The organism is Hydrogenophaga sp., from assembly GCF_050250835.1.
Classification (GTDB): domain Bacteria; phylum Pseudomonadota; class Gammaproteobacteria; order Burkholderiales; family Burkholderiaceae_C; genus Hydrogenophaga.
The window spans coordinates 311,727-335,144 of record NZ_JBFWNX010000004.1; the positions used below are offsets into that span (position 1 = coordinate 311,727).

Below are 23,418 nucleotides of genomic sequence, written 5' to 3' on the forward strand. Positions count from 1 at the left end.
CCAGCAGCCCGTTTCATTACACTCAGCGCCCATGCCCCAACCCGACGCCGCCTCCTTCGAGCAGCAAGTTGCCGATTTGCGTGCGTATCTGCTCAAGTTCGCGCGCATGCAGCTCAGAAATGATGCATGGGCCGAAGACGCTGTCTCCGAAACCGTGCTGGCCGCCATCTCCAAGCCGCAAGGCTTCGAGCAACGTTCGCAACTGAAGACCTGGCTGGTGGGCATCCTCAAGCACAAGATCATCGACGCGCTGCGGCAGCACCGGCGTGAAGTGAGTTCGTCCAGCGGTTCGAACGATGATCAAGCCGATCCCCTGGAGGACATGGCCTTCCACGCCGATGGCCATTTCGCAGAAAAGCCGGCCGATTGGGGCAGCCCGGAGCAGGACTTGAGCAGCCGGCAGTTCTTCGCCATCCTGGAGGCCTGTACCGACAAACTGCCCGCCGTGCAGGGGCGCCTGTTCCTCATGCGTGAGTGGCTGGAGCTCTCCAGTGAGGAGATCTGTAAGGAACTGTCGCTCACACCGACCAATCTCTACGTCCAGCTGCATCGCGCCCGTCTGCGCCTGCGCGAGTGCCTGGAACTCAACTGGTTTGCCCGGAAATCCCCATGAAGCCCGTGTACCCCCTTCGTCGGACTTGCAAGGAGGTCAGCGCCCTGCTGATCGCCAGGGAAGATCGCGCCCTACCTCTGGTGGAGCGCATGGCCTTGCGGCTTCACATGGCGATGTGCGCAGCCTGCCCCAAGTTCGAGCGCCAGTTGCTCACGATGCGCAACGCCATGGGGCGCTGGCGCCACTACACCGAGGATTGATCCTGATCGCGTTCAGGCCAGCAAGGCCTGGGCGAATTCGCGTGCGTCGAAGGTCTCGAGGTCTTCGAGCTTTTCGCCCACCCCGATGAAATAGACCGGCACCGGTTTCTCCCGTGCGATGGCGCACAGCACGCCGCCTTTGGCGGTGCCGTCGAGCTTGGTGATGATCAGCCCAGTCAGCGCCAGCGCTTCATCAAATGCCTTCACCTGATGCAGCGCGTTCTGCCCGGTATTGCCGTCGATCACCAGCAACACCTCGTGCGGTGCCGTGGCATCGGCTTTCTGCACCACGCGCTTGATCTTGCGCAGCTCTTCCATCAGGTGCAGCTGGGTGGGCAATCGCCCTGCGGTGTCCACCAGCACGACGTCGCGCCCTCGCGCCTTGCCGGCGGTGACCGCGTCGAAACTCACGGCGGCCGGGTCCCCTCCCTGCTGGGTGACGATCTCCACCGTGTTGCGGTCGGCCCAGACAGCAAGCTGCTCGCGCGCAGCCGCACGAAAGGTGTCGGCCGCCGCCAGCAATACGCTGGCGCCGCCATCGGCCAGGTGGCGTGTGAGTTTGCCAATGGACGTGGTCTTGCCCGCGCCATTGACGCCCGCCACCATGATGACGGTGGGTTGGTGTTCGCCGATGACCAGCGGCTTCTGCAAAGGGGTCAGCAGGTCCGCGATGGCATCGGCCAGCAAACCCTTGACGGCCGCTGGATCGGTGGTCTTGCTCTCCTTCACACGGCGCCTGAGATCGGCCAGCAGGTGCGTGGTGGCCTTCAACCCGGTGTCGGCCATCAGCAGGGCAGACTCCAGCTCTTCGTACAGCGCGTCGTCGATCTGCGTGCCGGTGAATACCGTGGCGATGCCGCTGCCGGTCTTGCGCAGTCCGGTCTTGAGCTTGTCGAGCCAACCTTGGCGCGGCGCGGGGCTCTGCGGTACAGGCGCAGGCGCGGTGGCCGGAGTTGGCGAGTCGGCGGGCAGGGCGACGGCGGGAGAGGGTGCGGGGGTTTTTTTACGGAAGAACGAGAACATTTTCGAATCTCTAGAATCCATTGCATTCTATGAAACGCTTCCCACGCCCGCAGTTCGCCCGCCTGGGTGGCACTTTCTCCCCACTGATCCTGGCCCTTGTGCTGTTCCTGCCGGGCGCGGCGCACGCGCAAGCACCTGCGCCGTCCACCGTGCGCTCCTTCACCCTGGCCAATGGCATGACGTTGATCGTGCGGCCCGATCGACGTGCCCCCACCGTGGTTCACATGCTGTGGGTGCGCGTGGGTTCGATGGATGAAGTCGATGGCACCTCGGGCGTGGCGCACGTGCTCGAACACATGATGTTCAAGGGCACGCCCGACCTCGCACCGGGTGAGTTTTCGCGCCGTGTGGCCGCGCTGGGGGGGCGTGAAAACGCCTTCACCAGCCGCGATGCCACCGCTTTTCACCAGCAAGTGCCGGCCGAGCGCCTCGAAGACATGATGAAGCTTGAGGCCGACCGGTTTGCACGCAACCAGTGGGACGACGAAGAGTTCATGCGCGAGATCGAGGTCATCAAGGAAGAGCGCCGTCAGCGCACCGAAGAGTCGCCGCGCTCGCGCATGTTTGAGGCACTCAATGCCATGGTGTACCAGGCCAGTCCTTACCGGCGGCCCATCATTGGCTGGATGAGTGACCTCGATGCGATGACGCCCGACGACGCGCGCACCTTCTATCGCCAGTGGTACAGCCCGAGCAACGCCGCCGTGGTGGTGGCGGGTGATGTGGAGGCGGACCAGGTATTGGCGATGGCTCAGAAGCATTACGGTGGGATTCCCGCCCGCGCTGTGCCCGCGCGCAAACCGCGCGAAGAGCCTTCGCAAATGGGTCCGCGCCGCATGGAGTACCGTGCCGTGGCCGAGCAGGCCATGGTGGTCCTTGTTTACAAGGCACCGCGCTGGCAGGCTGATGACAGCCGCGAAAGCCAGGACGCGCTTGCGCTGACCGTGCTGTCGGCTGTGCTGGATGGCTACAGCGGAGCTCGCCTCGACCGCGCCCTGGTGCAAGGCTCGGGCCTTGGCGGCAAGCGCATTGCCGACAATGCCAGCGCATCCTTTGGCCTCATGGGGCGTGGCCCGCAGGAGTTCACGCTCAGCGCGGTGCCGGCCAAGGGTGTGAGCGCCGAGATGGCTGCCGCCGCACTCAAGTCCGAGGTGGCGCGCATCGCACGCGAAGGCGTGAGCGACGCCGAGTTGCGTCGTGTCAAGACGCAATGGACCGCGAGCGAGATTTACAAACTCGATTCGGTGGTCAACCAGGCGCGTGAACTGGGCAGCTACTGGATCAATGGCATGGGCCTGGACACCGGCGAGCGCCTCATGGCGCGTCTGCGCGAGGTCACCGCCGCGCAGGTGCAGTCGGTCGCGCAGCGCCATTTCTCCGACGAAAAGCTCACCACCGCCGTGCTGGTGCCTGATTCCTCTCGCCCGGAAAACGCCGGACCCACATCGGCATCCAAGTGAACATGAGCCGTCCATCACCCTTTCCCCGCCATTTTTTTGCCAGGTGGGCTGCGCTGACCGCCGTCACGCTGGTCGTGATGACGGGATCGCCCGCCAGCGCCGCCATTCCCATCGAACACTGGACGCATTCCAGTGGAGCGCGCGTCTACCTTGTATCGAGCCCTTCCATTCCCATGCTCGACGTGCAGGTCGATTTTGACGGTGGCAGCCGGCGAGATCCGGCGCGGCAGGCCGGCCTGGCCAGCGTGACGGCGGGCCTGCTTTCGGACGGTCTGGCCGCTCAGGGCGGACAACCTGCACTGGACGAGAACCAGTTGAGCGAAGCTTGGGTGGACCTCGGTGCCCAGTTTGGCGCACAGGCCGGCGCCGACCGGTTCACCGTCTCGCTTCGCTCCCTCACCGAACCCGATCTTCTCGAGCGGGCCGTGGCGCTCGCCACACGCCAGCTGGCCGCGTCCGCCTGGCCAGAGCGGGTGTGGCAACGAGACCGCGAGCGCATGCTGGCCTCGCTTCGTGAAGCCGAAACGCGGCCCGCCACTCATGCGGGGCGTGCGTTTGCGCGGGCCGTCTACGGCGGCCATCCCTACGGACAGCAGGCCGATGCCGCCAGCCTGCAGGCCATCGGGGTGGCCGACATGAAGGCCTTTTTTGTGCGCCACGTGGTTGCTTGCCGTGCCCAGGTGACGATGGTGGGCGCCATCGACCGCGCCCGTGCCGACCGCATCGTGGGCAGGCTCATGGCTGCGGTGCAGCCGCACGGATGCACCACCTTGCCCGAAGTCCCTCAGGTGGCGGCACTCACGCGCGCTGTCGAAGAACGGCTGCCATTCCAGGCGGCCCAGGCCCAGGTGCTGATCGGGCAGCCCGGCATTGCACGCGATCATCCGGATTTCTTCCCCCTGTTCGTGGGCAACTACATCCTCGGCGGCGGCGGCTTCGTCTCGCGCCTCACGACCGAAGTGCGCGAGAAGCGCGGTCTGAGCTACAGCGTTTACAGCTACTTCTCCCCTGGCCGCCACGCGGGCGCTTTCCAGATCGGCCTGACCACGCGACCCGATCAGGCCGCACAGGCGGTGGACGTGACCCGCGAAGTGGTGCGCAACTTCGTCTCACAAGGCCCCACCGAGGCCGAACTGCAGGCGGCCAAGGATTTCCTCGTCAACGGGTTTGCGCTGCGCATCGACAGCAACCGCAAGTTGCTCGACAACGTGGCCAATATCGCCTGGAACGGTCTGCCGCTCAACTACCTGGACACCTGGACCGATCGAGTGCGGCGCGTGAGCGTGGACGATGTCCGACGCGCCTTTGCCCAGGCAATCCAGCCCGAACGTATGGTGACGGTGGTGGTGGGAGCCAAGCCTTGAGCCAAGCGCTGGCGTTAAGCTCGGCCGCATGAAGAAACCTCCCTCCGGCGCCACGCGTGCGCCTGTCCACGCACCGCATGAGGTCCGCATCATTGGTGGCCAGTGGAAGCGAACGAAGTTGCCCGTGGCCGATCGACCCGGGCTGCGGCCAACGCCCTCGCGCGTGCGCGAGACCCTGTTCAACTGGCTGGGGCAGGACCTGACGGGCTGGCGTTGCCTGGACGCCTTTGCCGGAACCGGTGCGTTGGGCCTTGAGGCTGCCTCGCGAGGCGCGGCCGAGGTGGTGCTGGTCGAGCAGGACGCGGCGCTGCTGAACAACCTGAGCCGCATTGTCACCAGGCTCAAGGCCACCTCGGTGCGCGTGGAGCGCGGCGACGGCGTGGCCGCGCTGCGCCAGCGCGCGGGCCAGGGACACGACGTGGTGTTTCTCGACCCTCCCTTTGCCGATGGGCAGAACGACCCCCTGGTGCTGGCGGCCCTGGTGGCCGCGCGCCAGGCGGTTCGCCAGGACGGCCTGGTCTACCTGGAGGCGCCCCGTCTCTGGCTCGACGACGAGCTGGCCCAACTGGGTTTGCAGGTCCACCGACAAGGCCGCGCCGGCGCGGTGGCCTTTCACCTGTTGCGGCCATTGCCGGCGCAGTGAAAGGCCTCGGAGAGGCCCTCGCGCATAATCTTCGGCATGAGTCCAGCCACCGTTCCCCCGGCCCGCCCGCCCCGAGTGGCGGTCTACAGCGGCACTTTCGATCCCATCACGCTCGGTCATGAGGACGTCACGCGCCGTGCTGCCCAGCTGTTCGACGAGGTGATCGTCGCGGTGGCGATCGCGCACCACAAGAAGACGCGTTTTTCGCTTCAGGAGCGCCTGGACATGGTGGCCGAGGTCGCTGCTCGCATGCCAGGGCAGGTGCGCGTGCTGCCCTTCGATGGCCTCATCATGGACTTTTGCCGCCAGCAGGGCGCCGTTGCCGTGGTGCGCGGCATCCGCAACCTCACGGATTTTGATTACGAGGCCCAGATGGCGGCAATGAACCGCAAGCTGCACCCTGCGGTGGAGACGGTGTTCCTGTTGCCGCAGGCCGAATTGCAATGCATTTCCAGCACCCTGGTGCGTGAGATCTCGCAGCTCGGGGGAGACGTGTCGCAGATGGTCAGCGCGCCGGTGGTTCAGCGGCTCAAGCCACGGCCTCTGCAGGCCTGAACAGGAGCCCCGCCATGGCCCTGATGATCACCGACGAATGCATCAACTGCGATGTGTGCGAGCCCGAGTGCCCGAATCAGGCCATTTACATGGGCGAAGAGATCTACGAGATCGACCCGTCGCGCTGCACCGAGTGCGTGGGCCATTTCGACGAGCCACAGTGCGTACAGGTCTGTCCCGTGAGTTGCATCCCTATCCACCCTGAACACATTGAATCGCATGAGACGCTGTGGCAGAAGTACCAGCGCCTGCAGAAGTCCGCTCAGCCTTTGTCGGCGGCGGGCGAAGAGCCGCCGCCCGCATCGGCCTGAGGTGCTGTGTCGGCGGGCCGAGGCGGCTTGGGCCGGGGTGGTTTGCTGGTGTGGATCAACGCCGTGGCCTTGTCCATTTCGCCGGCGATCAGTTGAGGCAAGGCCTTGAGGCTGCGGTCCAGCGCCTGTGCGATGGCGATTCGGTCGTCAGGTGACGGTTTCTTCAGCACCCAGTTCGCCACCTCGTTCTTGTTGCCCGGGTGGCCGATGCCCACGCGGAGGCGCCAGTAGTCGGGGCTGCCCAGTTGCGCGTGGATGTCGCGCAGCCCGTTGTGGCCGGCATGCCCTCCGCCCTTCTTGAGCTTGGTTTCACCCGGTGGCAGGTCGAGCTCATCGTGCACCACCAGCACCTCTTCGGGAGCAATCTTGTAGAACCGCGCCACCGAAGCGACCGACTTGCCCGAAAGGTTCATGAACGTCTGCGGCTCCACCAGCCAGACGCTCTGACCCGCCACACTGGCGCGCGCCAACAGGCCGAAGTGCCCGCGTTCCATCTGCAGTGGTGCCTTGAGCAGCCGCGCGGCCTCGTCCACCCACCAGAAACCGGCGTTGTGGCGTGTGTGTTCGTATTCCGGCCCAGGGTTGCCCAGGCCAGCGATGAGCTTGATCATGGGTGGGGATTATCGAGGCGGAAAACAGAAAGGCCCGCAGAGCGGGCCTTTCTGGCAGCAAGAGAGCGGATTACTTCTTGCCTTTGCCCTTGGCAGCGGCCTTCTTGTCGTCGGCGGGAGCGGCCACCGGAGCGGCGACCACTTCTTCCACCGGTTCGACCACGGTGGCCACGGTGAGGTTCTTGCGGCCATGCATCACGAGCTTGATGCCCTTGGCCAGCTTGATGTCACCGGTGTGGACCGTGGCACCCTTGGTGACTTCGCCCAGGTCGACTTCGATGTGCTCGGGCAACTGGGTGGCCAGGCATTCAATTTCGATGTCGTTCATCACGTGGCTGATCACGCACTTGTCGGTCTTGACCGCAGGCGAGTTCTCGGCGTTGATGAAGTGCAGCGGCACCTTCTTGCGCAGGCGGGTCTTGTCGTCCACGCGCTGGAAGTCCACGTGCAGCACTTGCGGCTTGTACGGGTGGTATTGCACATCACGCAGCAACACTTTCTGCACCTTGCCCGCCAGTTCCATGTCGAGAATGGACGAGTGGAACGCTTCCTTTTTCAGGGCGTGCCAAAGAGCGTTGTGATCGAGTTCGATCGTGGTGGCCGGCGTTTCACCGCCGAAGACGATACCGGGCGCGCGACCGGTGTTGCGCAGACGGCGGCTCGCACCCGTTCCCTGCTTGGCGCGCTCAAAAGCGACGAATTGCATGTCATTCTCCAATGGAGGGGTTCCGCGACCAGAACGCCTCTGTTTCAAAAGAGCGGCGCCCACCATGGGCGTCACCCGCTTTTTGCCGCCTTCAGCAACCTAGAACAGGTTGTCCTGATCGGCGAACAAACTCATGACCGACTCTCCGGAAGCAATGCGCGCGATGGTCTCGGCCATCAGCGGTGCCACGGAGAGCTGGCGAATCTTCGAGCAGGCCTGCGCGGCCTGCGAAAGGGGGATGGTGTTGGTCACCACGACTTCGTCGAGCGCGCTGCCCTTGGCGATGCGTTCGATGGCCGGTCCGGAAAAGATGGGATGCGTGCAATACGCATAGACGTTCTTGGCGCCGCGCTCCTTGAGCACCTCGGCAGCTTTGACCAGTGTGCCAGCGGTGTCGATCATGTCGTCCATGATCACGCAGTTGCGGCCGTCGATGTCGCCAATGACGTGCATCACCTCGGAGACGTTGGCCTTGGGCCTGCGCTTGTCGATGATGGCCATGTCGCAGTTGAGCTGCTTGGCCAGCGCGCGTGCGCGGACCACGCCGCCCACGTCGGGTGAGACCACCAGCAGGTCTTCGTAGTTTTTGGTCCGCAGGTCACCCAGCAGAACCGGCGACGCATAGATGTTGTCCACCGGGATGTCGAAGAAGCCCTGGATCTGGTCGGCATGCAGGTCCATGGTGAGCACGCGGTTCACGCCCACGGTCTGCAGCATGTTCGCCACCACCTTGGCGCTGATCGGCACGCGGCTCGAACGCGGGCGGCGGTCCTGGCGGGCGTAGCCGTAGTAAGGGATGACCGCCGAAATGCGCTCGGCCGAAGCGCGCTTGAGCGCGTCGACCATGATGAGCAGTTCCATCAGGTTCTCGTTGGTCGGAGCGCAGGTGGACTGGATCACGAAGACGTGGCGCGCGCGCACGTTCTGGGTGATTTCCACCGTCACCTCGCCATCGGAGAAGCGCCCCACACTGGCCGCGCCGAGTTGGGTGCCCAGGTGCTGGGCGATCTCGGATGCCAACACCGGATTGGCATTGCCGGTGAAGATCATGAAATCCGGGGGCTGAACTTGCATGGTGTTCCCAGCGGTTTGAACGACGGACCCTGGGGAACGCCATCAAAAAAGGGCCATCCGGGGATGGCCGTGCGCATACCTGATCGGCTCTAAAAATGGGTGGCAGGGGAGGAAGGACTCGAACCCTCGCATGCTGGAATCAAAATCCAGTGCCTTTACCAACTTGGCGACTCCCCTACGCAGGTCGGCTGTTCGACGCGAGGTCGGACAGACTACCAAACAAAAACGTCGCTGGTTGCGCAACCACTGCCTGGGCTGTGCGCTGGCCGATTTTAGTCGGCGCACCAGTCGAGCAATGGATGTGCATCCATGTTGGCGCATTCCCGAACCGTCCAGCCGCCAGGGGCGGGTGCCAGGTTCTTGGCCTGCGCCAGTTGCGCAAACACCGCGGTGCCCGATCCGGTCATGCGCGCCTGCAGGCCCTGACTTTCCAGCCATTGGATGCAGTGGCCCACTTCGGGGCAGATCGCCTGAGCCACGGGTTGAAGGTCGTTGTGTCCGAAAGCCAGGATTTCCTGGATATCGAGCGCCCCAGATGCCTGGAAACCCCCATCCGTTTCGTTTCGCGCGTCGTTTGCAGCAAAGCCTTGGATTGTAGCAGTTTTTGTGTCCCGTTTGAGCTCTGGCGAGCCGAAGATGCGTTGCGTGGACGCCCCGCCAGCAGGCTTCACGACGACGAAACGGGCCGGCTGGAGGCGAATCGGGGTGAGTCGTTCGCCCACGCCTTCCACCCAGGCGTTGCGTCCGCCCAGGAAGAAGGGGACGTCAGCGCCCAGTTGCAGGCCGATGGCGGCGAGGTCCCCTCGGGACAGGTTCAGGCCCCAGAGGCGGTTGAGGGCGAGCAGTGTGGTGGCTGCGTCTGAGGAGCCTCCTCCCATGCCGGCTTCGGCGGGTAACCGTTTTTCCAGGCCGATGCGCACACCCAGAGCGCATCCGGTGGCCTGGCGCAACGCCTTGGCGGCCCGCACCGACAGGTCTTCGGCGGGCAAGGTGCCCGTGGTCGTGCCAGGCCCGATGTCTTCCCGGTCGATGCCGCCGTCGGCGCGCGTTTCAAAGTGCAGCAGATCGCACCAGTCGACCAGCATGAACACCGACTGCAGCAAGTGGTAGCCGTCGTCCCGGCGGCCAGTGATGTGCAGGAACAGATTGAGTTTGGCCGGCGCGGGCACATCGAGCAGGCGCCGCAGCGGGAGGTGGGCGGTCATGGCTGAAAGATCACGCGCAGTTCCGCTGTAGGCAAGGGCTCGGTGCGGCGCGCGGTGACGCGGCCTTCCGGCTGGCGCGAGAGGTCTGCCTGCCAGCCGGGCACGTCCTCGCCTGGCTGGCCGTTGAGCCAGCCAAACAGGGCCGCGACAGGCACCGGTGTGCCACTGAGTTCGGCGGTGAGTTCGTCCAGGCTGCCACGCCGGGTGACCTGGCCGCCCTGGCGCAGTTCGGCGCCCTGGTGGTCCCAGACCACCAGGGCCAGTGTGTTGCCCAGGGGAGAGACCAACTGCAGTTCGCCCGCTGCGGGCGAGCCGCGCAGGTCGAATCCTGCGGAGAAAGATTGCGGAGGCTGGCTGTCGACGCTGAGGGCCAGGCGTCCGTTCCAGGCCGATTCCCCCGGCTGCACGGGCTTGGGCGGGGTGGCGCACGCGGCGAGCAAAGCAGCCAGGGCCAGAGCCATCCCTGTGCGCCAGGCACCACGTGCGCCGGCGCGTGTCCACGTCATGGCTTGACTTGCAGGCGCTTCAGGGTTCCCTGCAGGGTTTCGTTGTCGCTCGCCAGCAGCAGGCCTTCGCGCCAGATCTTCAGCGCCTGCTCTCGCTGGCCCTGGGACCACAGCACCTCACCGAGGTGGGCCGCGATCTCGGGGTCCGGGCGTTTGGCGTAGGCAGCCTGAAGGATGCTCAGGGCGCGCGCGGCGTTGCCGAGCCGGAACTCGACCCAGCCCAGGCTGTCCTGGATGTAGGCGTCGCCCGGCGCCAGCGACACCGCCTTCTCGATCAGTTGCTTGGCCTCGGGCAGGCGCAGATTGCGGTCGGCCAGCGAGTAGCCCAGGGCGTTGTAGGCGTGGTGGTGGTCGGGTTTGGCGGCAATGAGCTGGCGCAGCAGCTTCTCCATCTCCTCGCTCTTGCCGGCCTTCTCGGCCATCATGGCCTGGTAGTAGATCAGGTCGGTGTCCTGGGGGAAGCGTTGTGCAGCCTCGCTGTAAACCTCATACGACTGCTGATAGGCCTTGAAATCGCGCAGCAACTGGGCCTCGGCCACCAGTTTGAGTCGAGCGTCTTGCGGTCGTCGCTCGGGCTGGTTGCGCAGCAGCGCGCGCGCCTGGGGCAACTGGCCCTGGCGTGCCAGCAACGAGGCTCGACGGACCTGCGCGGCCAGGATGTCGTCGGCATTCTCGATCCGGTCCAGCCAGGCGTTGGCGGCGGTGAAGTCCTGCTGCTTTTCAGACACCTGGGCCATAAGCAGGTAGGCCTGAGTGAGGCCGCGGGCCGAGCGTTCGTCGGTCGCTCGTCGAGCCAGCGTCATGTACTTCTGCAAGGATTCCGTGGCGGCGGGCAAGGCGTCTTCCTGCACCTGCAGCGAGCCCAGCAACAACCAGGGTTCGGCCTGTTCCGGCTGGCGCGCGGTGAGCGTTTCGAGCTGGGCACGGGCGTCGCTGTTGCGCTGCAGGTCCAGCAGGATGCGCGCGTAGGCCAGCGCCACTGCGGTGTCTTCGGGTGATGTGGCGGTGCTCACCAGCAACTGGCGGCGCACCAGAGGCTCGGCATCTGCCTCACCGCGCTCGAGCAGTTCCAGTGCCAGCAGCGCAGGGTAGGGAGAGCCAGGCTCGGCCTCGTGGCCCTGGCGAGCGGCTGCGAGCGCCTGAGGAAGGCGGTCCTGCGCCAGTTCCATGCGCCCCACGGTGGTCCAGGCCACGGCGGCGTGGGGCGGTTGCTTCAACCAGGGTTCCAGTGCCTCGCGCACCACGGACGCAGCCAGCGCCTTGTCGGCCACTCGGGCATAGGTTTGAGGGATGGCGTTGATCGTGTCGTTGCGTTCCCGGGCGGTGGCCTGAAGGATGGACCGCAGAACGGGCGCCGTTTCGTTGGCCCGATCCAATGCCAGCAGGATCTGGAGCACATATCGGCTGGATTCCGTGCCGCCAGGCAGCTCCTGCGACCAGGCGCGCGCGGCGGTCAGTGCGGCGTCGCCCGAGCGAGCCTGCAACGCCACTTCGACGGCGCGGCGATACAGACTGGCATCGCGCTGCTTTCTGGCGGCATCCAGGATGAGCGAGTAGCCGGTGCCCGGTTCGCCGGCGCGCACATTGAGTTCGCCCAGCAGCAACTGGTAGAACAGTGGCGCGTTCAGTGCTGAGTTGGCCACTGGTTCAGGTGCTGATGGCGCGGCTGACGGCGGGCGGCTGGCGGGCGCAGGCGTGGCTGGCGTTTGACCTGCCGCGCCGAGAGCGGAGCACAGCAGCCCGCCAGCGATCAGGCGGGCTGCGAGCTTGGACGTGGCGATGTCGTGGCGAGGCGCGTATTTCATCGGTTCATGATAATGGAAGGGTCTTTGGACGCTCGGGTGTGATCCGAACACTGCACGGCCGTTCCGGCCCATTGGAACGTATCGAAAAAAAATCTGCCCGCCATGCCTGAATTGCCAGAAGTGGAAGTGACTCGCCGCAGCTTTGCGGATCGCATCGCGGGCGCTCGGGTGCAGTGCCTTCAGATGGGCAAGCCCTTGCGCTGGCCCCTGGGCTGCGACCCCGCCGATCTGGTGGGGCGTGAGGTCCTTTCGGTGGCCCGTCGCGGCAAGTACCTGCTGATTCACCTGGACCGGGGCCTGTTGCTGTTGCACCTTGGCATGTCTGGCAGCCTGCAGTTCGCAACCTCCCTGCCACCTGCTGGCACACACGATCACTTCGAACTTCGCACCAGCCTGGGCGTGCTTCGCCTGCACGACCCGCGCCGTTTTGGTGCCGTGGTCTACGCCGCGTCGCTGGACGACGCTCGCTCGCTCAAGCTGCTCGGTGGCCTGGGCGTGGAGCCGCTGGAGGAGGGCGCCTTCGAGCCGCTCGCCTTTCACCGTGCTTTGCGCCTGCGCCGCGCACCCATCAAGCAGGTGCTGCTGGCCGGAGACATTGTGGTGGGAGTGGGCAACATCTACGCCTCGGAGGCGCTGTTCATGGCGGGCATCCGGCCCACGGTGCGGGCTGATCGGCTGAGCGGCCCGCGCGCGGCCAGGCTGCATGCGGCCATCGTGGCGGTGCTGCAGCGCGCCGTGGCACTCGGTGGCAGCACCTTGCGCGACTTCTCCAGTGCCGAGGGCCAGAGCGGCTACTTCCAGCTCGATGCCATGGTCTACGGACGCCAGGGCCTGCCATGCCGGGTGTGCGGCACTCCCGTCAAGGCGATTCGCCAAGGACAGCGCTCCACGTTTTTCTGCACCGTGTGCCAGAAAGCCTGAGCACCGCTGGGTCGTTGCAGATGTCCGGCTGTCGGGCTTGGGAACCGCCCGGCATTCTCTGATGTGGCGATGCTATATTGACTGATTCAAGGACCGACCGCGCGTATGAGTTTCAATCAGGACTTCGAGCAACACGGCGTGTGGCGCAAGCAGTTTGCCTTGCGCCTGAAGCTGTTGTCCGAATGGCTGACCGACCACGACCTCATGGAGTCCGGCGTGCGCGAGCGGCTGGACCAGTTGCATGCGCAGGTGAAGAACGACAAGATCACGGTCGCCTTCGTGGCCGAGTTCTCGCGCGGCAAATCGGAGCTGATCAACGCGGTTTTCTTCGCTGGCTACGGACGGCGCATCATGCCCGCGAGCGCCGGGCGAACCACCATGTGCCCCACCGAGCTGGGTTATGACGCCGAGATTCCCCCTTGCCTGCGGTTGCTGCCCATCGAGACGCGGTTGCAGCCGCAGTCTCTGCTGGATTGGCGCAATGCGCCCGACAAGTGGGAGCGCGTCGATCTGGATGTGACCGACTCCAGGCAATTGGCGCGAGCGATCCAGAAGGTGGCCGAGGTCCGCAGGGTGACGCAGGCCGAGGCCGCGGCGCTCGGTTTCTGGCACGAAGAAGTGCCCGAAGACAACCCGCTGCCGGGGCCCGACGGCCTGATTGAAGTGCCGCGCTGGCGCCACGCCCTCATCAACATGGCACACCCCTTGCTCAAGCAGGGCCTGGTGATCCTGGACACACCGGGTCTGAACGCGATCGGTGCCGAGCCCGAACTCACCGTGAGCCTGCTGCCCCAGGCCCACGCCGTGGTGTTCATTCTGGCCGCCGACACGGGTGTGACCAAGTCCGACCTGACCATCTGGCGCCAGCACCTCGCCGTGCTGGGCGAAGGCCGCGAGTCACGGCTGGTGGTGCTCAACAAGATCGACACCATGTGGGACGCGCTGAGCTCACCCGAACAGGTGCAGCTGCAGATTGCCTCACAACGCACCGATTCCGCCGAGATCCTTGGGCTGGACCCGCGACAGGTGCTGGCGGTCTCTGCGCAAAAGGGCCTGCTGGCCAAGGTGAGCCGCGACAAGAAGCTGCTGGAAGCCAGCAACCTCATGGAGCTGGAGACCGCTCTGGGTGTGGACCTGCTGGGCCAGCGCCGCAAGATCCTGGGCGCTGCCGTGGCGGCGGGCATACAGGCGTTGCGCAGCGAAACGGGTCGCATGGTGCATACGCGCGCCCGCGACCTGGTCGAGCAGATCCAGGAACTGGAAGGCCTGCGCGGCAAGAACACGGGTGTGATCAAGCAGATGCGCCTTCGCATCGAACAGGAACAGGCCGACTTCGATGCCAGCGGCGCCAAAATCCAGGCCGTGCGATCGGTACACCTTCGCCTGCTCAAGGACCTGTTCGCGCTGCTGAGCGCTACACACCTCAAGTCTGAGGTGGGCGTGCTGGGCAAGGCGCTCAAGCAGCCCGGCATCAAACTGGGGGTGCGCCGCGCTTACGACCAGACCTTCGACCGTCTGCGCGCCGATCTGGTCAAGGCCGATCGCATGGCCAGCGACATCCAGTCGATGCTGGAAGGCAGCTTCAAGAACCTCAACGCCGAATACAGCTTTTCGCTGCAAGCCCCCACGCCGCCGCGCCTGGGGCAGTACGTCAGGGATCTCGACCTGATCGAGAAAAGCCATCTGCAGTACCTGAGCCTGGGCAACGCCTTGCGTCTGGCCCAGCCCGAGTTTGCCGAACGCCTCGCGCGCGCGCTCATGAGCCGTCTGCGCGTGGTGTACGACACGGCGGTCAACGAAGTGGAGCTGTGGAACAAGTCGGCTGCCGCTCAGCTCGACGCGCAGTTGCGCGAACGCCGCCGCAACTTCAGCCGCCGCATTGAGGCGGTGGCGCGCATCCAGCAGGCCGCAGGCGGACTGGATGAGCGCATCCGCGAACTTCAATCGCTCCAGGCCGACCTCAATCAGCTCGAAACCAAGCTGGGTGAACTCACCGACCACCTGCTCTCGGCCCCCGAAGACGAACCTGCCGAAGCCCTGGCAGCATGACGCGTCCGGCCCTGCCGCGCGAATTCGCACCGCGCCTCATTGACTGGCAGCGTCGCGCCGGTCGCAGTGGGCTCCCCTGGCAGCACACGCGCGAACCCTACCGCGTGTGGCTCTCTGAAGTCATGCTGCAGCAGACGCAAGTGAGCACCGTGCTCGACTACTATCCCCGCTTTCTCACACGCTTTCCTGACGTGAATGCCCTGGCCGATGCGTTGCCCGACGAGGTGATGGCGCTGTGGAGCGGTCTGGGTTACTACAGCCGCGCACGCAACCTGCATCGGTGCGCGCAAGCCGTGGTGGCCGAGCATGGCGGTGTTTTCCCCCGCACAGCCGAGACACTGCAGACTTTGCCTGGCATCGGCGCGTCCACCGCCGCCGCGATCGCGGCGTTCTGTCACGGTGAGCGCATTTCCATTCTGGATGGCAACGTGCGCCGCGTGCTTTCGCGCCTTCTCGCCTTTGAAGGCGATCTGGCGCAGGCGGGGCCACAGCGCCAACTCTGGGACCTGGCGCAGGCCCTGTTGCCCGACGCGCCCACGCCAGACGACATGACGGCCTACACCCAGGGCCTGATGGACCTGGGCGCCACGCTGTGCCAGCGCAGCCGACCGACCTGCGCGAGCTGTCCGGTGCAGTCCCTGTGCCGTGCCCACGGAGCGGGCGAGGTCCAGCGTTTCCCGGTGAAGACCCGGCGCCTGATGCGCAAGTTCGAGCGTTGGTGGTTGCTGCTGCTGCGTTCACGGGACCAGCAAGGGCGAGAGCGTTTCTGGTTGCAACGACGGCCGGCACCAGGCATCTGGGCCGGACTGTATTGCCCGCCGGTGTTTGCCTCGGAGCAAACTCTTCTGGAGGCACTTCCCGCGCATCCGCCCGATGCGCTGCTGGCCCTGGAGCCCGTGGCGCACAGTCTCACGCACCGTGAACTGCACCTTCACCCGATGTTGCTGGACGTGATGCCGGATTCACCCGGGCTGGCGCCGCACGCGGGCCAATGGGTGGAGACCGGTGCGCTGGCTGACCATGGTCTGCCCACACCGGTGCGCCAGCTGCTGGGTCGCCTGGCCTAAGCGCTGACGCGCAGCCAGCTGTCGAGCTCGCGGTGGCGCACCCGCGTGGACCACTCTGCGCGGAAGGCTTGTGCCAGTCGCTCGACAAGGTACACCGACCGGTGTTGCCCGCCTGTGCAGCCAATGGCCACCGTGACGTAGCTGCGGTGATCGCGCAGCATCTGCGGCATCCAGTGGCGCAGGAAGTCGGTGATCTGCTGCTCCATCTGCACCACTTCGGGCTGAGCGGCCAGGTACTCGGCCACGGGAAGGTCCAGTCCACTCATCGCCTTGAGCTCGGCTTCGTAGTGGGGGTTGGGCAGCATTCGCACGTCGTACACGAAGTCGGCGTCCATGGGCACGCCCCGTTTGAAGGCAAAGGACTCGAAGACCAGCGTCAGTGGGGCCTGCGTGGCGCCCAGCATGTCCTTGACCTGGCTGCGCAGCCGCATCGGGCGTATCAGGCTGGTGTCGATCACCAACGCCTGCTCGCGCAACTCGGCCAGCAACTCGCGTTCGTGCTCGATCGCATCGACCAGGGCCCGGTGCTGGTCGTTCGCCACTTTGAGCGAGAGCGGGTGCAGCCGGCGGGTTTCGGAGAACCGCCGCACCAGGGTTTCGGTGGTCGCGTCCAGAAACACCGTGGTGAGATTCACAGGCCGCTCGGGATCATCCTGCAAACGCGCCAGCCGCCGAGGCAAGCCAGGAAGCGAAGACGCGCTGCGCACGTCCATCGCGATCGCCACCTTGGGCGCCTGGTGGCTTTGCTCCAGCTCGATGAAGGATTCCAGCAGTTCAGGGGGCAGGTTGTCGACGCAGTAGAAACCCACGTCTTCCAGCGCCGTGAGGGCCACCGACTTGCCTGAACCAGACATGCCTGTGATCAGGACCAGCTGGGTCGTCGTGTTGGCAGCGACAGGTGTGCTCATGGCCCTAGGTGGTCAACATCTCGCGCGCATGCGCCAGGGAGATTTCGGACTGCTCGCCACCGCCAAGCATGCGGGCGAGTTCGCGCACCCGCGCTTCCCGGTCAATGGGGGCGACCGTGCTCTGGGTCTGCCGCCCCGCGGCCTGTTTGCTGACCAGCAGGTGATGGTCGGCGCAAGCGGCCACCTGGGGCAGATGTGTGACGGCCAGCACCTGGCGGTCCTGGCCGAGCTGGCGCAGCAGTTGGCCTACCGTGTGGGCCACGGCGCCACCAATGCCTGAATCGACTTCGTCGAAGATCAAGGTTGGCGCCTGGCCAAGGCGGCTGGTGACCACCGAAATGGCGAGCGCAATGCGCGAGAGCTCGCCGCCCGACGCCACCTTGCCGACCGGCTTGGGCGTGGCGCCGGCGTGGCCAGCGACGCGAAATTCGACTTGCTCGGCGCCCTGGGCCTGGGGTTCATCCAGCGGCAACAGGGCCACTTCGAAGGCGCCGCCTTGCATGCCTAGGGTCTGCATGGTCTGGGTGACCGCCTTGGACAGCCGGGGCGCGGCCTTGTGGCGCTCTTTGCTGACCGTTTGCAACGCCGCAGAAAACGCCTTCCATGCGGCACGTTCGGCTTTTTGCAAGGTGTCGATGTCCAAGGCCTGATCCACGCGCGCGAGTTCTTCTTTCCATTGCGCATGTACCTCGGCCAACTCTTCCGGCGCCCGCCGGTAGCGCCGTGCGAGCGACACCCACAGCGAGAGGCGCTGGTCCAGCGCCTCCAGGTTTCCAGGGTCCTGGTCGGTGTGGCGCACGTAGTGGTGCAGGCCATGCACTGTGTCCTGCACCTGGGCCAGGGCGCTTTCCAGGGCCTCGATGGCGCTGCTGAACTGCGGTTCGATGTGGGCCTGGGACTGCAAAGCCGAGAGCGCGCGGTGAATGAGGCCGGCCGCGTTGGCATCGTTCTCGTCAAGCACAGTGGTGGCGGTTTGCGCTGCTTCGATCAGCGCCTGCGAATTCGCCAGTCGGCCGTGTTGGGCGTTGAGTTCGTTCCACTCACCGATCTGCGGCGCGAGCTTGTCCATTTCTGCGATCTGCCACGACAGGCGCTCGCTTTCCTGTTGCAGCGCTGCCTGTTTCTCGGTGGCGGCGTCCAGCGCCTTGCGGCTCTGGCGCCAGTGCGCCCAGGCTTTTCCAGCCGGGCCGGTGTCGATGCCGGCATAGGCATCAAGGAGGTCGCGCACCGCATCGGCGCGGGTGAGGCTTTGCCAGGCATGCTGGCCGTGAATGTCGACCAGTCCGTCGGCCAGCGTCTTGAGCTGTGCCACCGTGGCCGCACTGCCATTGATCCAGGCGCGGCTGCGGCCCTCGGTATCCACCGTGCGGCGCAGCAGAAGGCCATCTTCCAGGGGAAATCCCTGTTCTTCAAGCCAGGGCGCCAGCGAGGGCGGAGGGTCGAATTCGGCGGCGATGTCGCAGCGGGGTGCGCCTTCGCGCACCACACCGCTCTCGGCGCGGGCGCCCAGCGCAAGTTGCAACGCGTCAATCAGAATGGACTTGCCGGCGCCGGTTTCGCCGGTGAGCACGCCGAAGCCGCCCTCCAGTTCCAGGTCCAGCGACTGCACGATGACGAAGTCGCGCAGAACAATGCGTCGAAGGCTCATGGCGTCACGCTCCCTCGTTCCAGTGCAACTTTTTGCGCAAGGTATCGAAGTAGCTCCAGCCCACCGGGTGCAACAGGCGCAGGGCGTGCTCGGAGCGGCGCACCACGATGCGGTCACCGTGCAGGAGGCTGGTGAGGGATTGCATGTCGAAATTGGCGCTGGCGTCGCGCCCCGAGACGATCTCAACCGCGATCTCACTGTCCGACGGCAGCACCACCGGCCGGTTGGACAGGGTGTGCGGCGCGATCGGAACCATCACCCAGCCGCCCAGCGCCGGGTGCAGCATAGGCCCGCCGGCGGACAGTGCGTAGGCAGTGGAGCCGGTGGGCGAGGCGATGATCAGGCCGTCGGCGCGCTGGTTGGCGACGAAATGGCCATCCACCTCCACACGCAGCTCGATCATGCTGGCCACGCCGCCGCGATTGACCACCACGTCGTTGAGCGCGGTGGCCTCGAACACGCAGCGGCCATCACGCCAGACGGTCGCTGCCATCAGGGCGCGCGGGTCTTCCTCGAACTGCCCGTGCAGGATCGGACGCAGCTTGTCCCGGTAACTGTCGAAGGGAATGTCGGTGATGAAGCCCAGACGACCCTGGTTGATGCCCACGAGTGGAACACCGTAACGCGCCAGCCGCCGCCCGATGCCGAGCATGGTGCCGTCGCCACCCACCACCAGGGCCAGGTCGCAGTGCTGCCCCATGGCAGGCACATCGAGCGCCGGGTACTGCAGCAGTCCCGTGTTGAGGGCCGTTTCCTGTTCCAGGGAGACGTCGCAACCCTCTTCGTGCAGGAAGTTGGCGATCTCATCCACCGCATGGCGCGCGCCGGGCGCGTGGTACTTGCCGATGATGACGACATGCGCGAAACGAAGGGGGCGGTCTTCGCGCAGGGGTGCAGACCGGGACTCAGGGGGCAGGCTCATGCGGCAAATTACAACATAGCTTGTTTGTGGGGGATTGCCCGAAAACCCTTGTTCTTCGCCGGTCGCAACGGGACGACCTTCCTTAAAATGAAACGATGTTGGATGACCGCGCCAAGTTGCTCCTGAAGGCTCTCGTCGAGCGATACATCGCCGACGGCCAGCCCGTGGGTTCGCGCACGCTCGCCAAAGCCGCCGGCATGGAACTCTCGCCCGCCACCATCAGGAACGTCATGAGCGACCTGGAGGAAATGGGCCTCATCGCCAGCCCGCACACCTCGGCCGGACGCATTCCGACCGCCAGGGGCTACCGGCTTTTTGTGGACACCATGCTCACCGTGCGGCGCGAGTCGTTGCCCCCCGTGAGCGAAATGGCGGCAACCGGCCTTGAGTCGGGCCAGCCGCACCGCGTCATCAGCCATGCGGCGCAAATGCTGTCCAACCTCTCTCAGTTCGTCGGCGTCGTCATGGCGCCGAGGCGGGCGTCCGTGTTCCGCCACATCGAATTCCTCAGCCTGTCCGATCGGCGGGTGCTGGTCATCATCGTCTCGCCCGATGGCGAAGTTCAGAACCGCATCATTCACACGCAGGCCAGTTTCACCCAGCCGCAATTGCTGGAGGCGTCGAACTTCCTCAACTCCCACTACGCTGGCCTCACCATGGAGGCGGTGCGGGAGCGCCTGCGCACCGAAGTCGACGCACTTCGAGGAGAGATCGCCGAGCTCATGAAGACGGCCGTGGACATCGGCACCGAGGCGAGCCAGGCGCCCGACGAGGTGGTGGTTTCTGGCGAGCGCAACCTGCTCTCGGTGAGCGAGTTTTCCAGCGACATGGGCAACTTGAGGCGCATGTTCGACCTGTTCGAGCAGAAAACGCAACTCATCCGGTTGCTCGACGTCTCGGCACAGGCCGACGGCGTTCGCATCTACATCGGCGGCGAAAGCCAGGTCGTTCCCTACGAAGATCTTTCCGTGGTCACCGCGCCCTATGAAGTGGACGGGCAGGTGGTGGGCACCCTGGGCGTCATCGGGCCGCAACGCATGTCCTACGAACGCATGATCCAGATCGTGGACGTCACGGCCAAGCTGGTGGGCAATGCGCTCAGCCACCACAAGTGAGCGAAGCTCCACCCGGCCCCTACAATCGCCGCTTCCGGGCCGTTAGCTCAGTTGGTTAGAGCAGAGGACTCATAATCCTTTGGTCGTTGGTTCAAGTCCAACACGGCCTACCATGTATCCCCAGGGGAAAGGCGCTATTCAGGCGCTTTTTTGCCCTTTCAGTTCGGGTCCTTTGTGCAAACTGTGTGCACATTGGTTGACTGAGAGGGGGTTCATGTGTCGGTAATCAAGCTGCCCAACGGGCGGTGGCGTGTCCAAGTGCGTAGAAAGGGCTATCCCACGTTCGACAAAGTGTTCGCGACGGAGGGGGTGGCCCGCGCCAAAGAGGCGGCGGTCCGCCACGACCTCGATGCAACATCAACTCCCGAACAAGGCTCTGTCTCCCAGTTGTGGAGCAGGTACTTTCAGTCGTACGAGTTCCAAGCGAAGGCTCAACACACTCGGGCGACGGAGACGAGCCGTATCAAGCCCGTCATAGCTGAGTTGGGGGCCTACTCGTTGCCAGTCTTGGAGCAGTCGCCCCACCTCATCTACGCGTATATCGACCGGCGCATTCAGTTTGTCTCACCCAAAACCAAGCGAAAACTGTCAACCAGCAGCGTACGGCTTGAAATTGCGGCCCTTTCCGCGTTGGTAGCGTGGGCTAAGCGACGGAAACTGTTCAGTGGAAACTTCCTCCGTCACATCGACCGACCAGGCATGAGTAAGCGACGTCGGCGAGTGACATCTGTTGAACAGGCCACGCTCGACACCGCAACACGAGACTATGCGCGCCCAAAACTCGCAGAAGCCGCGCGATTCGCGCTACTTCTCCGATATCTCGGATGCCGCCCTGGCGAACTGGCAGCCCTTCGACGAGATGACATCGAGCTGCAGAAAAAGGAGCTTCTATTCCGCGATACGAAGTACCGCAAGGAAGTGCGTCGCGTACCTCTTGGTACTCGTGCAGTGGGCCTTCTTGACGCGCAACTCAGCGTCGCTCTCGATGCCGCGACGGGCTCCCCTTACCTGTTCAGTACCAAGGGTCGAACACTTGGAGATGATGGCACCCCATGGCGGCCTTTTGCCTACTCAGGAGCAATCAAGCGCCTTCGAGTGGAGCATGTGGTTCCGGTGGAATTCCACGCACATGCTATGCGCAGGGAGTACATCTCACGCGCCATCGAGGCTGGACTACCCTATGCCACGATTCGCAAGGTTACCGGGCATCATTCCACTCAGGCGATAGAAATCTATGACGAAGGACTCGCCACTGCCCCAGAGCTCCGCGAGGCAGTCGAGAAGCATCTCCAGACGGTGCAACAGGAGCAGCTTCTGGCGCAGCTCCAATTGATGGGCGCCACCCCTGAAATGCTTGAGAATTTTGCCGGACAGCTTCGCGGTCAGCCACCAAAGCAGTACCGCCGCGTGTACTCTGACCGCAAGTAGGTTTTCGCGCGATCGCGCGAAAACAAGAAACAATGCAACGCGCGCGGCGTCCCGAAGAATGCTGCCCACGAACTATCACGGGGGAAGGACTTCATGACACCAAAGCCACTACTCAACCAGCTCGCGGAACTTGCACATTTCCACCCAAGGCTTCTTAGCGTCGCTTGGGTGTCGCTATCCGTCGAATCGAAGGTTTCGCTGTTTGAGGCGCTCCTCAAACGCGATGGCGCCCCACCCCAGTGGCTCGTAGACCTTGTCCTTCGAGATGAGGAGTCGGAGTTCGTACGGTTCTGGGTCGTCAAGAATGCAACCCTGACCCGGTCTCAAGCCGAATGGGTCGCAGCGAGGGATGAGCCGCTGCTCAAAATTGCGCTCCCGTACTCTGGAGGTTCGTTCTTCCAGCCAACCCCTCCATCTATCGTGCATGTAGGTGTTGAGGGCATCGGGTTGTTTTGGCGATTTCGGGCATACGCTACCGCTGGGCTCGCCCATTTGGTCAGGTGGATTCAGGAGCATGAGGGCGATGAAGAGTACGCAAGCGCACTACATAGCGGCACCAATGGCTTCCTGTCCAGAGACGACGTGCAGCAATTGTTCCGAGACTGCACAGAGCGATGGCTTGAAATGGACGGCATGGAGCGAGCGGGACACCATAAGGACGCCTCAGAAGCCTGGATGCTTTGCCAGACGACGCGGCATCACGATGCTGCAAAGTCGATGGCCTTTTGGTTGCCGACCTACCCGCTAACGCTTGATGCGATGCTTGAGCTGCCCGACCATCTCAAATCGGTTCTGATGCAGCGTGTGTGGATTACCGATGAGGTGCGCAAATTTGTTCAGCATGTGGTGGCTCACCCGGATTCGTTTAGTGAGAGCTTGGCCGATGCGGCTCGTCACCATGAAGCGCTGAAATAGCACAAGGGCTGCGATTACTCGCAGCCCTTGTGGTCACCGTGGTTAGGATTGGCCCTGGTGACCACAGGCCAAGCACTTTGCTTTTCCCCGCGAGGGGCCAAGAGGACACGTGAGCCTCCTGGGAATCAGGTTTACGTGTTCAGTGGCCTTGAATCAGAGGTTGGTCGTTTCCTGTGGCGTATAGGCACCTGCTACTGCTGTCTTCCAGCGAACTGCGCTGCCCAAGCCGCTAGCGTCTTTTCTTCGCATCCCCGCCATATATGGCCAGGCCCGAGACGTGCCGCGCTGAGGACGACGCGGCGCATGGCGGTCTGCTGCTCTGAAGGTCCGCAGTGGCCCCAGCGCTCACGCGCTGCTCGCACCAGCCGC

23 protein-coding genes and 2 tRNA genes are annotated in these 23,418 nt (G+C 64.6%); 14 read left to right on the top strand and 11 right to left on the bottom strand.

Annotated features, from left to right (window positions below):
- Nucleotides 1-31 precede the first annotated feature (31 nt).
- Nucleotides 32-613: a sigma-70 family RNA polymerase sigma factor gene (locus tag AB7F11_RS08165; RefSeq protein ID WP_428288162.1), complete on the top strand. Its 582-nt coding sequence runs from the start codon at nucleotides 32-34 to the stop codon at nucleotides 611-613.
- Entirely contained in the window at nucleotides 610-813 is a 204-nt protein-coding gene (locus tag AB7F11_RS08170; RefSeq protein WP_428288163.1) for a zf-HC2 domain-containing protein, read from the top strand. Before AB7F11_RS08165 ends, AB7F11_RS08170 begins: the two co-directional genes overlap by 4 nt.
- 12 nt (nucleotides 814-825) lie before the next feature.
- Here AB7F11_RS08170 and ftsY read toward each other — a convergent pair whose 3' ends face one another.
- Nucleotides 826-1,836 (bottom strand): signal recognition particle-docking protein FtsY, encoded by a 1,011-nt coding sequence (gene ftsY, locus AB7F11_RS08175; RefSeq protein ID WP_428288164.1) that lies wholly within the window; start codon nucleotides 1,834-1,836, stop codon nucleotides 826-828.
- 29 nt (nucleotides 1,837-1,865) lie between these two features.
- Here ftsY and AB7F11_RS08180 point away from each other — a divergent pair, with 29 nt between their 5' ends.
- The 5 genes from AB7F11_RS08180 to AB7F11_RS08200 all read left to right on the top strand — a co-directional run bounded on the left by AB7F11_RS08180 (nucleotide 1,866) and on the right by AB7F11_RS08200 (nucleotide 6,169).
- Entirely contained in the window at nucleotides 1,866-3,296 is a 1,431-nt protein-coding gene (locus AB7F11_RS08180; protein WP_428288165.1) for a M16 family metallopeptidase, read from the top strand.
- A 77-nt stretch (nucleotides 3,297-3,373) separates the two neighbouring features.
- A complete protein-coding gene (locus tag AB7F11_RS08185; RefSeq protein ID WP_428288182.1) occupies nucleotides 3,374-4,660 on the top strand; it encodes a M16 family metallopeptidase in 1,287 nt (428 codons plus the stop codon).
- A gap of 28 nt (nucleotides 4,661-4,688) precedes the next feature.
- Nucleotides 4,689-5,303, top strand: coding sequence for a 16S rRNA (guanine(966)-N(2))-methyltransferase RsmD (rsmD, locus tag AB7F11_RS08190; RefSeq protein ID WP_428288166.1), 615 nt, complete (start codon nucleotides 4,689-4,691; stop codon nucleotides 5,301-5,303).
- 36 nt (nucleotides 5,304-5,339) lie between these two features.
- The gene (gene coaD / locus AB7F11_RS08195) at nucleotides 5,340-5,858 is read left to right on the top strand and encodes a pantetheine-phosphate adenylyltransferase (protein WP_428288167.1); all 519 of its coding nucleotides are present in this window, start codon (nucleotides 5,340-5,342) and stop codon (nucleotides 5,856-5,858) included.
- A 14-nt stretch (nucleotides 5,859-5,872) separates the two neighbouring features.
- On the top strand, nucleotides 5,873-6,169 hold the full coding sequence (locus AB7F11_RS08200) for a YfhL family 4Fe-4S dicluster ferredoxin (protein WP_428299868.1): 297 nt from the start codon (nucleotides 5,873-5,875) through the stop codon (nucleotides 6,167-6,169).
- Here AB7F11_RS08200 and pth read toward each other — a convergent pair.
- From pth to AB7F11_RS08235, 7 genes are all read right to left on the bottom strand, one after another.
- Nucleotides 6,121-6,780: an aminoacyl-tRNA hydrolase gene (pth, locus tag AB7F11_RS08205; protein ID WP_428291375.1), complete on the bottom strand. Its 660-nt coding sequence runs from the start codon at nucleotides 6,778-6,780 to the stop codon at nucleotides 6,121-6,123. The two genes, AB7F11_RS08200 and pth, sit on opposite strands and share 49 nt — an antisense overlap.
- A 70-nt stretch (nucleotides 6,781-6,850) precedes the next feature.
- Nucleotides 6,851-7,486 (bottom strand): 50S ribosomal protein L25/general stress protein Ctc, encoded by a 636-nt coding sequence (locus AB7F11_RS08210; RefSeq protein WP_428291374.1) that lies wholly within the window; start codon nucleotides 7,484-7,486, stop codon nucleotides 6,851-6,853.
- A 99-nt stretch (nucleotides 7,487-7,585) separates the two neighbouring features.
- Nucleotides 7,586-8,560: a ribose-phosphate pyrophosphokinase gene (locus tag AB7F11_RS08215; protein ID WP_428291373.1), complete on the bottom strand. Its 975-nt coding sequence runs from the start codon at nucleotides 8,558-8,560 to the stop codon at nucleotides 7,586-7,588.
- Nucleotides 8,561-8,660: 100 nt separating this feature from the next.
- Nucleotides 8,661-8,737 (bottom strand) — tRNA-Gln (locus AB7F11_RS08220).
- 95 nt (nucleotides 8,738-8,832) lie between these two features.
- Nucleotides 8,833-9,747 carry a 4-(cytidine 5'-diphospho)-2-C-methyl-D-erythritol kinase gene (gene ispE, locus AB7F11_RS08225; RefSeq protein WP_428291376.1) on the bottom strand — a complete coding sequence of 305 codons (915 nt, stop codon included), beginning with the start codon at nucleotides 9,745-9,747 and terminating at the stop codon, nucleotides 8,833-8,835.
- Nucleotides 9,748-9,761: 14 nt separating this feature from the next.
- Nucleotides 9,762-10,271, bottom strand: a complete 510-nt coding sequence (locus tag AB7F11_RS08230; protein WP_428291372.1) for a lipoprotein insertase outer membrane protein LolB — start codon at nucleotides 10,269-10,271, stop codon at nucleotides 9,762-9,764.
- Nucleotides 10,268-12,076, bottom strand: a complete 1,809-nt coding sequence (locus AB7F11_RS08235; RefSeq protein ID WP_428291371.1) for a tetratricopeptide repeat protein — start codon at nucleotides 12,074-12,076, stop codon at nucleotides 10,268-10,270. The genes AB7F11_RS08230 and AB7F11_RS08235 overlap by 4 nt, the downstream gene beginning before the upstream one ends.
- A gap of 102 nt (nucleotides 12,077-12,178) precedes the next feature.
- On the opposite strand from AB7F11_RS08235, the gene mutM reads away from it, so the two are divergent.
- The 3 genes from mutM to mutY all read left to right on the top strand — a co-directional run bounded on the left by mutM (nucleotide 12,179) and on the right by mutY (nucleotide 16,113).
- A complete protein-coding gene (mutM, locus tag AB7F11_RS08240; protein WP_428291370.1) occupies nucleotides 12,179-12,997 on the top strand; it encodes a bifunctional DNA-formamidopyrimidine glycosylase/DNA-(apurinic or apyrimidinic site) lyase in 819 nt (272 codons plus the stop codon).
- A gap of 105 nt (nucleotides 12,998-13,102) precedes the next feature.
- A complete protein-coding gene (locus AB7F11_RS08245) occupies nucleotides 13,103-15,046 on the top strand; it encodes a dynamin family protein (protein ID WP_428291369.1) in 1,944 nt (647 codons plus the stop codon).
- Nucleotides 15,043-16,113, top strand: a complete 1,071-nt coding sequence (mutY, locus tag AB7F11_RS08250; RefSeq protein ID WP_428291368.1) for an A/G-specific adenine glycosylase — start codon at nucleotides 15,043-15,045, stop codon at nucleotides 16,111-16,113. Before AB7F11_RS08245 ends, mutY begins: the two co-directional genes overlap by 4 nt.
- On the opposite strand, the gene rapZ is transcribed toward mutY, so the two are convergent.
- From rapZ to AB7F11_RS08265, 3 genes are read right to left on the bottom strand one after another with little or no spacing between them, the layout of a single operon-like run.
- On the bottom strand, nucleotides 16,110-17,021 hold the full coding sequence (rapZ, locus tag AB7F11_RS08255; RefSeq protein ID WP_428291367.1) for an RNase adapter RapZ: 912 nt from the start codon (nucleotides 17,019-17,021) through the stop codon (nucleotides 16,110-16,112). The genes mutY and rapZ overlap by 4 nt on opposite strands.
- Before the next feature lie 4 nt (nucleotides 17,022-17,025).
- Nucleotides 17,026-18,669: a DNA repair protein RecN gene (recN, locus tag AB7F11_RS08260; protein ID WP_428291366.1), complete on the bottom strand. Its 1,644-nt coding sequence runs from the start codon at nucleotides 18,667-18,669 to the stop codon at nucleotides 17,026-17,028.
- A gap of 4 nt (nucleotides 18,670-18,673) precedes the next feature.
- Nucleotides 18,674-19,591: an NAD kinase gene (locus AB7F11_RS08265; RefSeq protein ID WP_428291365.1), complete on the bottom strand. Its 918-nt coding sequence runs from the start codon at nucleotides 19,589-19,591 to the stop codon at nucleotides 18,674-18,676.
- 95 nt (nucleotides 19,592-19,686) lie between these two features.
- On the opposite strand from AB7F11_RS08265, the gene hrcA reads away from it, so the two are divergent.
- The 4 genes from hrcA (at nucleotide 19,687) to AB7F11_RS08285 (ending at nucleotide 23,049) form a co-directional block, all read left to right on the top strand.
- Nucleotides 19,687-20,706, top strand: a complete 1,020-nt coding sequence (hrcA, locus tag AB7F11_RS08270; RefSeq protein WP_428291364.1) for a heat-inducible transcriptional repressor HrcA — start codon at nucleotides 19,687-19,689, stop codon at nucleotides 20,704-20,706.
- A 36-nt stretch (nucleotides 20,707-20,742) separates the two neighbouring features.
- Nucleotides 20,743-20,819, top strand: a tRNA-Ile gene (locus AB7F11_RS08275).
- A gap of 103 nt (nucleotides 20,820-20,922) precedes the next feature.
- On the top strand, nucleotides 20,923-22,134 hold the full coding sequence (locus tag AB7F11_RS08280; RefSeq protein ID WP_428299867.1) for a tyrosine-type recombinase/integrase: 1,212 nt from the start codon (nucleotides 20,923-20,925) through the stop codon (nucleotides 22,132-22,134).
- Between the two features lie 93 nt (nucleotides 22,135-22,227).
- The gene (locus AB7F11_RS08285) at nucleotides 22,228-23,049 is read left to right on the top strand and encodes a hypothetical protein (protein ID WP_428291362.1); all 822 of its coding nucleotides are present in this window, start codon (nucleotides 22,228-22,230) and stop codon (nucleotides 23,047-23,049) included.
- Nucleotides 23,050-23,418: the final 369 nt, after the last annotated feature.

Coding starts and splice junctions, on each gene's coding strand:
- AB7F11_RS08245 (WP_428291369.1), top strand. CDS start 13,103: ATGAGTTTCAATCAGGACTTCGAGCAACACGGCGTGTGGCGCAAGCAG.
- AB7F11_RS08285 (WP_428291362.1), top strand. CDS start 22,228: ATGACACCAAAGCCACTACTCAACCAGCTCGCGGAACTTGCACATTTC.
- AB7F11_RS08215 (WP_428291373.1), bottom strand. CDS start 8,560: ATGCAAGTTCAGCCCCCGGATTTCATGATCTTCACCGGCAATGCCAAT.
- AB7F11_RS08170 (WP_428288163.1), top strand. CDS start 610: ATGAAGCCCGTGTACCCCCTTCGTCGGACTTGCAAGGAGGTCAGCGCC.
- mutM (WP_428291370.1), top strand. CDS start 12,179: ATGCCTGAATTGCCAGAAGTGGAAGTGACTCGCCGCAGCTTTGCGGAT.
- rsmD (WP_428288166.1), top strand. CDS start 4,689: ATGAAGAAACCTCCCTCCGGCGCCACGCGTGCGCCTGTCCACGCACCG.
- recN (WP_428291366.1), bottom strand. CDS start 18,669: ATGAGCCTTCGACGCATTGTTCTGCGCGACTTCGTCATCGTGCAGTCG.
- AB7F11_RS08230 (WP_428291372.1), bottom strand. CDS start 10,271: ATGACGTGGACACGCGCCGGCGCACGTGGTGCCTGGCGCACAGGGATG.
- hrcA (WP_428291364.1), top strand. CDS start 19,687: ATGTTGGATGACCGCGCCAAGTTGCTCCTGAAGGCTCTCGTCGAGCGA.
- AB7F11_RS08200 (WP_428299868.1), top strand. CDS start 5,873: ATGGCCCTGATGATCACCGACGAATGCATCAACTGCGATGTGTGCGAG.
- AB7F11_RS08210 (WP_428291374.1), bottom strand. CDS start 7,486: ATGCAATTCGTCGCTTTTGAGCGCGCCAAGCAGGGAACGGGTGCGAGC.
- rapZ (WP_428291367.1), bottom strand. CDS start 17,021: ATGAGCACACCTGTCGCTGCCAACACGACGACCCAGCTGGTCCTGATC.
- AB7F11_RS08265 (WP_428291365.1), bottom strand. CDS start 19,591: ATGAGCCTGCCCCCTGAGTCCCGGTCTGCACCCCTGCGCGAAGACCGC.
- AB7F11_RS08185 (WP_428288182.1), top strand. CDS start 3,374: ATGACGGGATCGCCCGCCAGCGCCGCCATTCCCATCGAACACTGGACG.
- AB7F11_RS08165 (WP_428288162.1), top strand. CDS start 32: ATGCCCCAACCCGACGCCGCCTCCTTCGAGCAGCAAGTTGCCGATTTG.
- AB7F11_RS08235 (WP_428291371.1), bottom strand. CDS start 12,076: ATGAAATACGCGCCTCGCCACGACATCGCCACGTCCAAGCTCGCAGCC.
- coaD (WP_428288167.1), top strand. CDS start 5,340: ATGAGTCCAGCCACCGTTCCCCCGGCCCGCCCGCCCCGAGTGGCGGTC.
- mutY (WP_428291368.1), top strand. CDS start 15,043: ATGACGCGTCCGGCCCTGCCGCGCGAATTCGCACCGCGCCTCATTGAC.
- ftsY (WP_428288164.1), bottom strand. CDS start 1,836: ATGTTCTCGTTCTTCCGTAAAAAAACCCCCGCACCCTCTCCCGCCGTC.
- AB7F11_RS08180 (WP_428288165.1), top strand. CDS start 1,866: ATGAAACGCTTCCCACGCCCGCAGTTCGCCCGCCTGGGTGGCACTTTC.
- pth (WP_428291375.1), bottom strand. CDS start 6,780: ATGATCAAGCTCATCGCTGGCCTGGGCAACCCTGGGCCGGAATACGAA.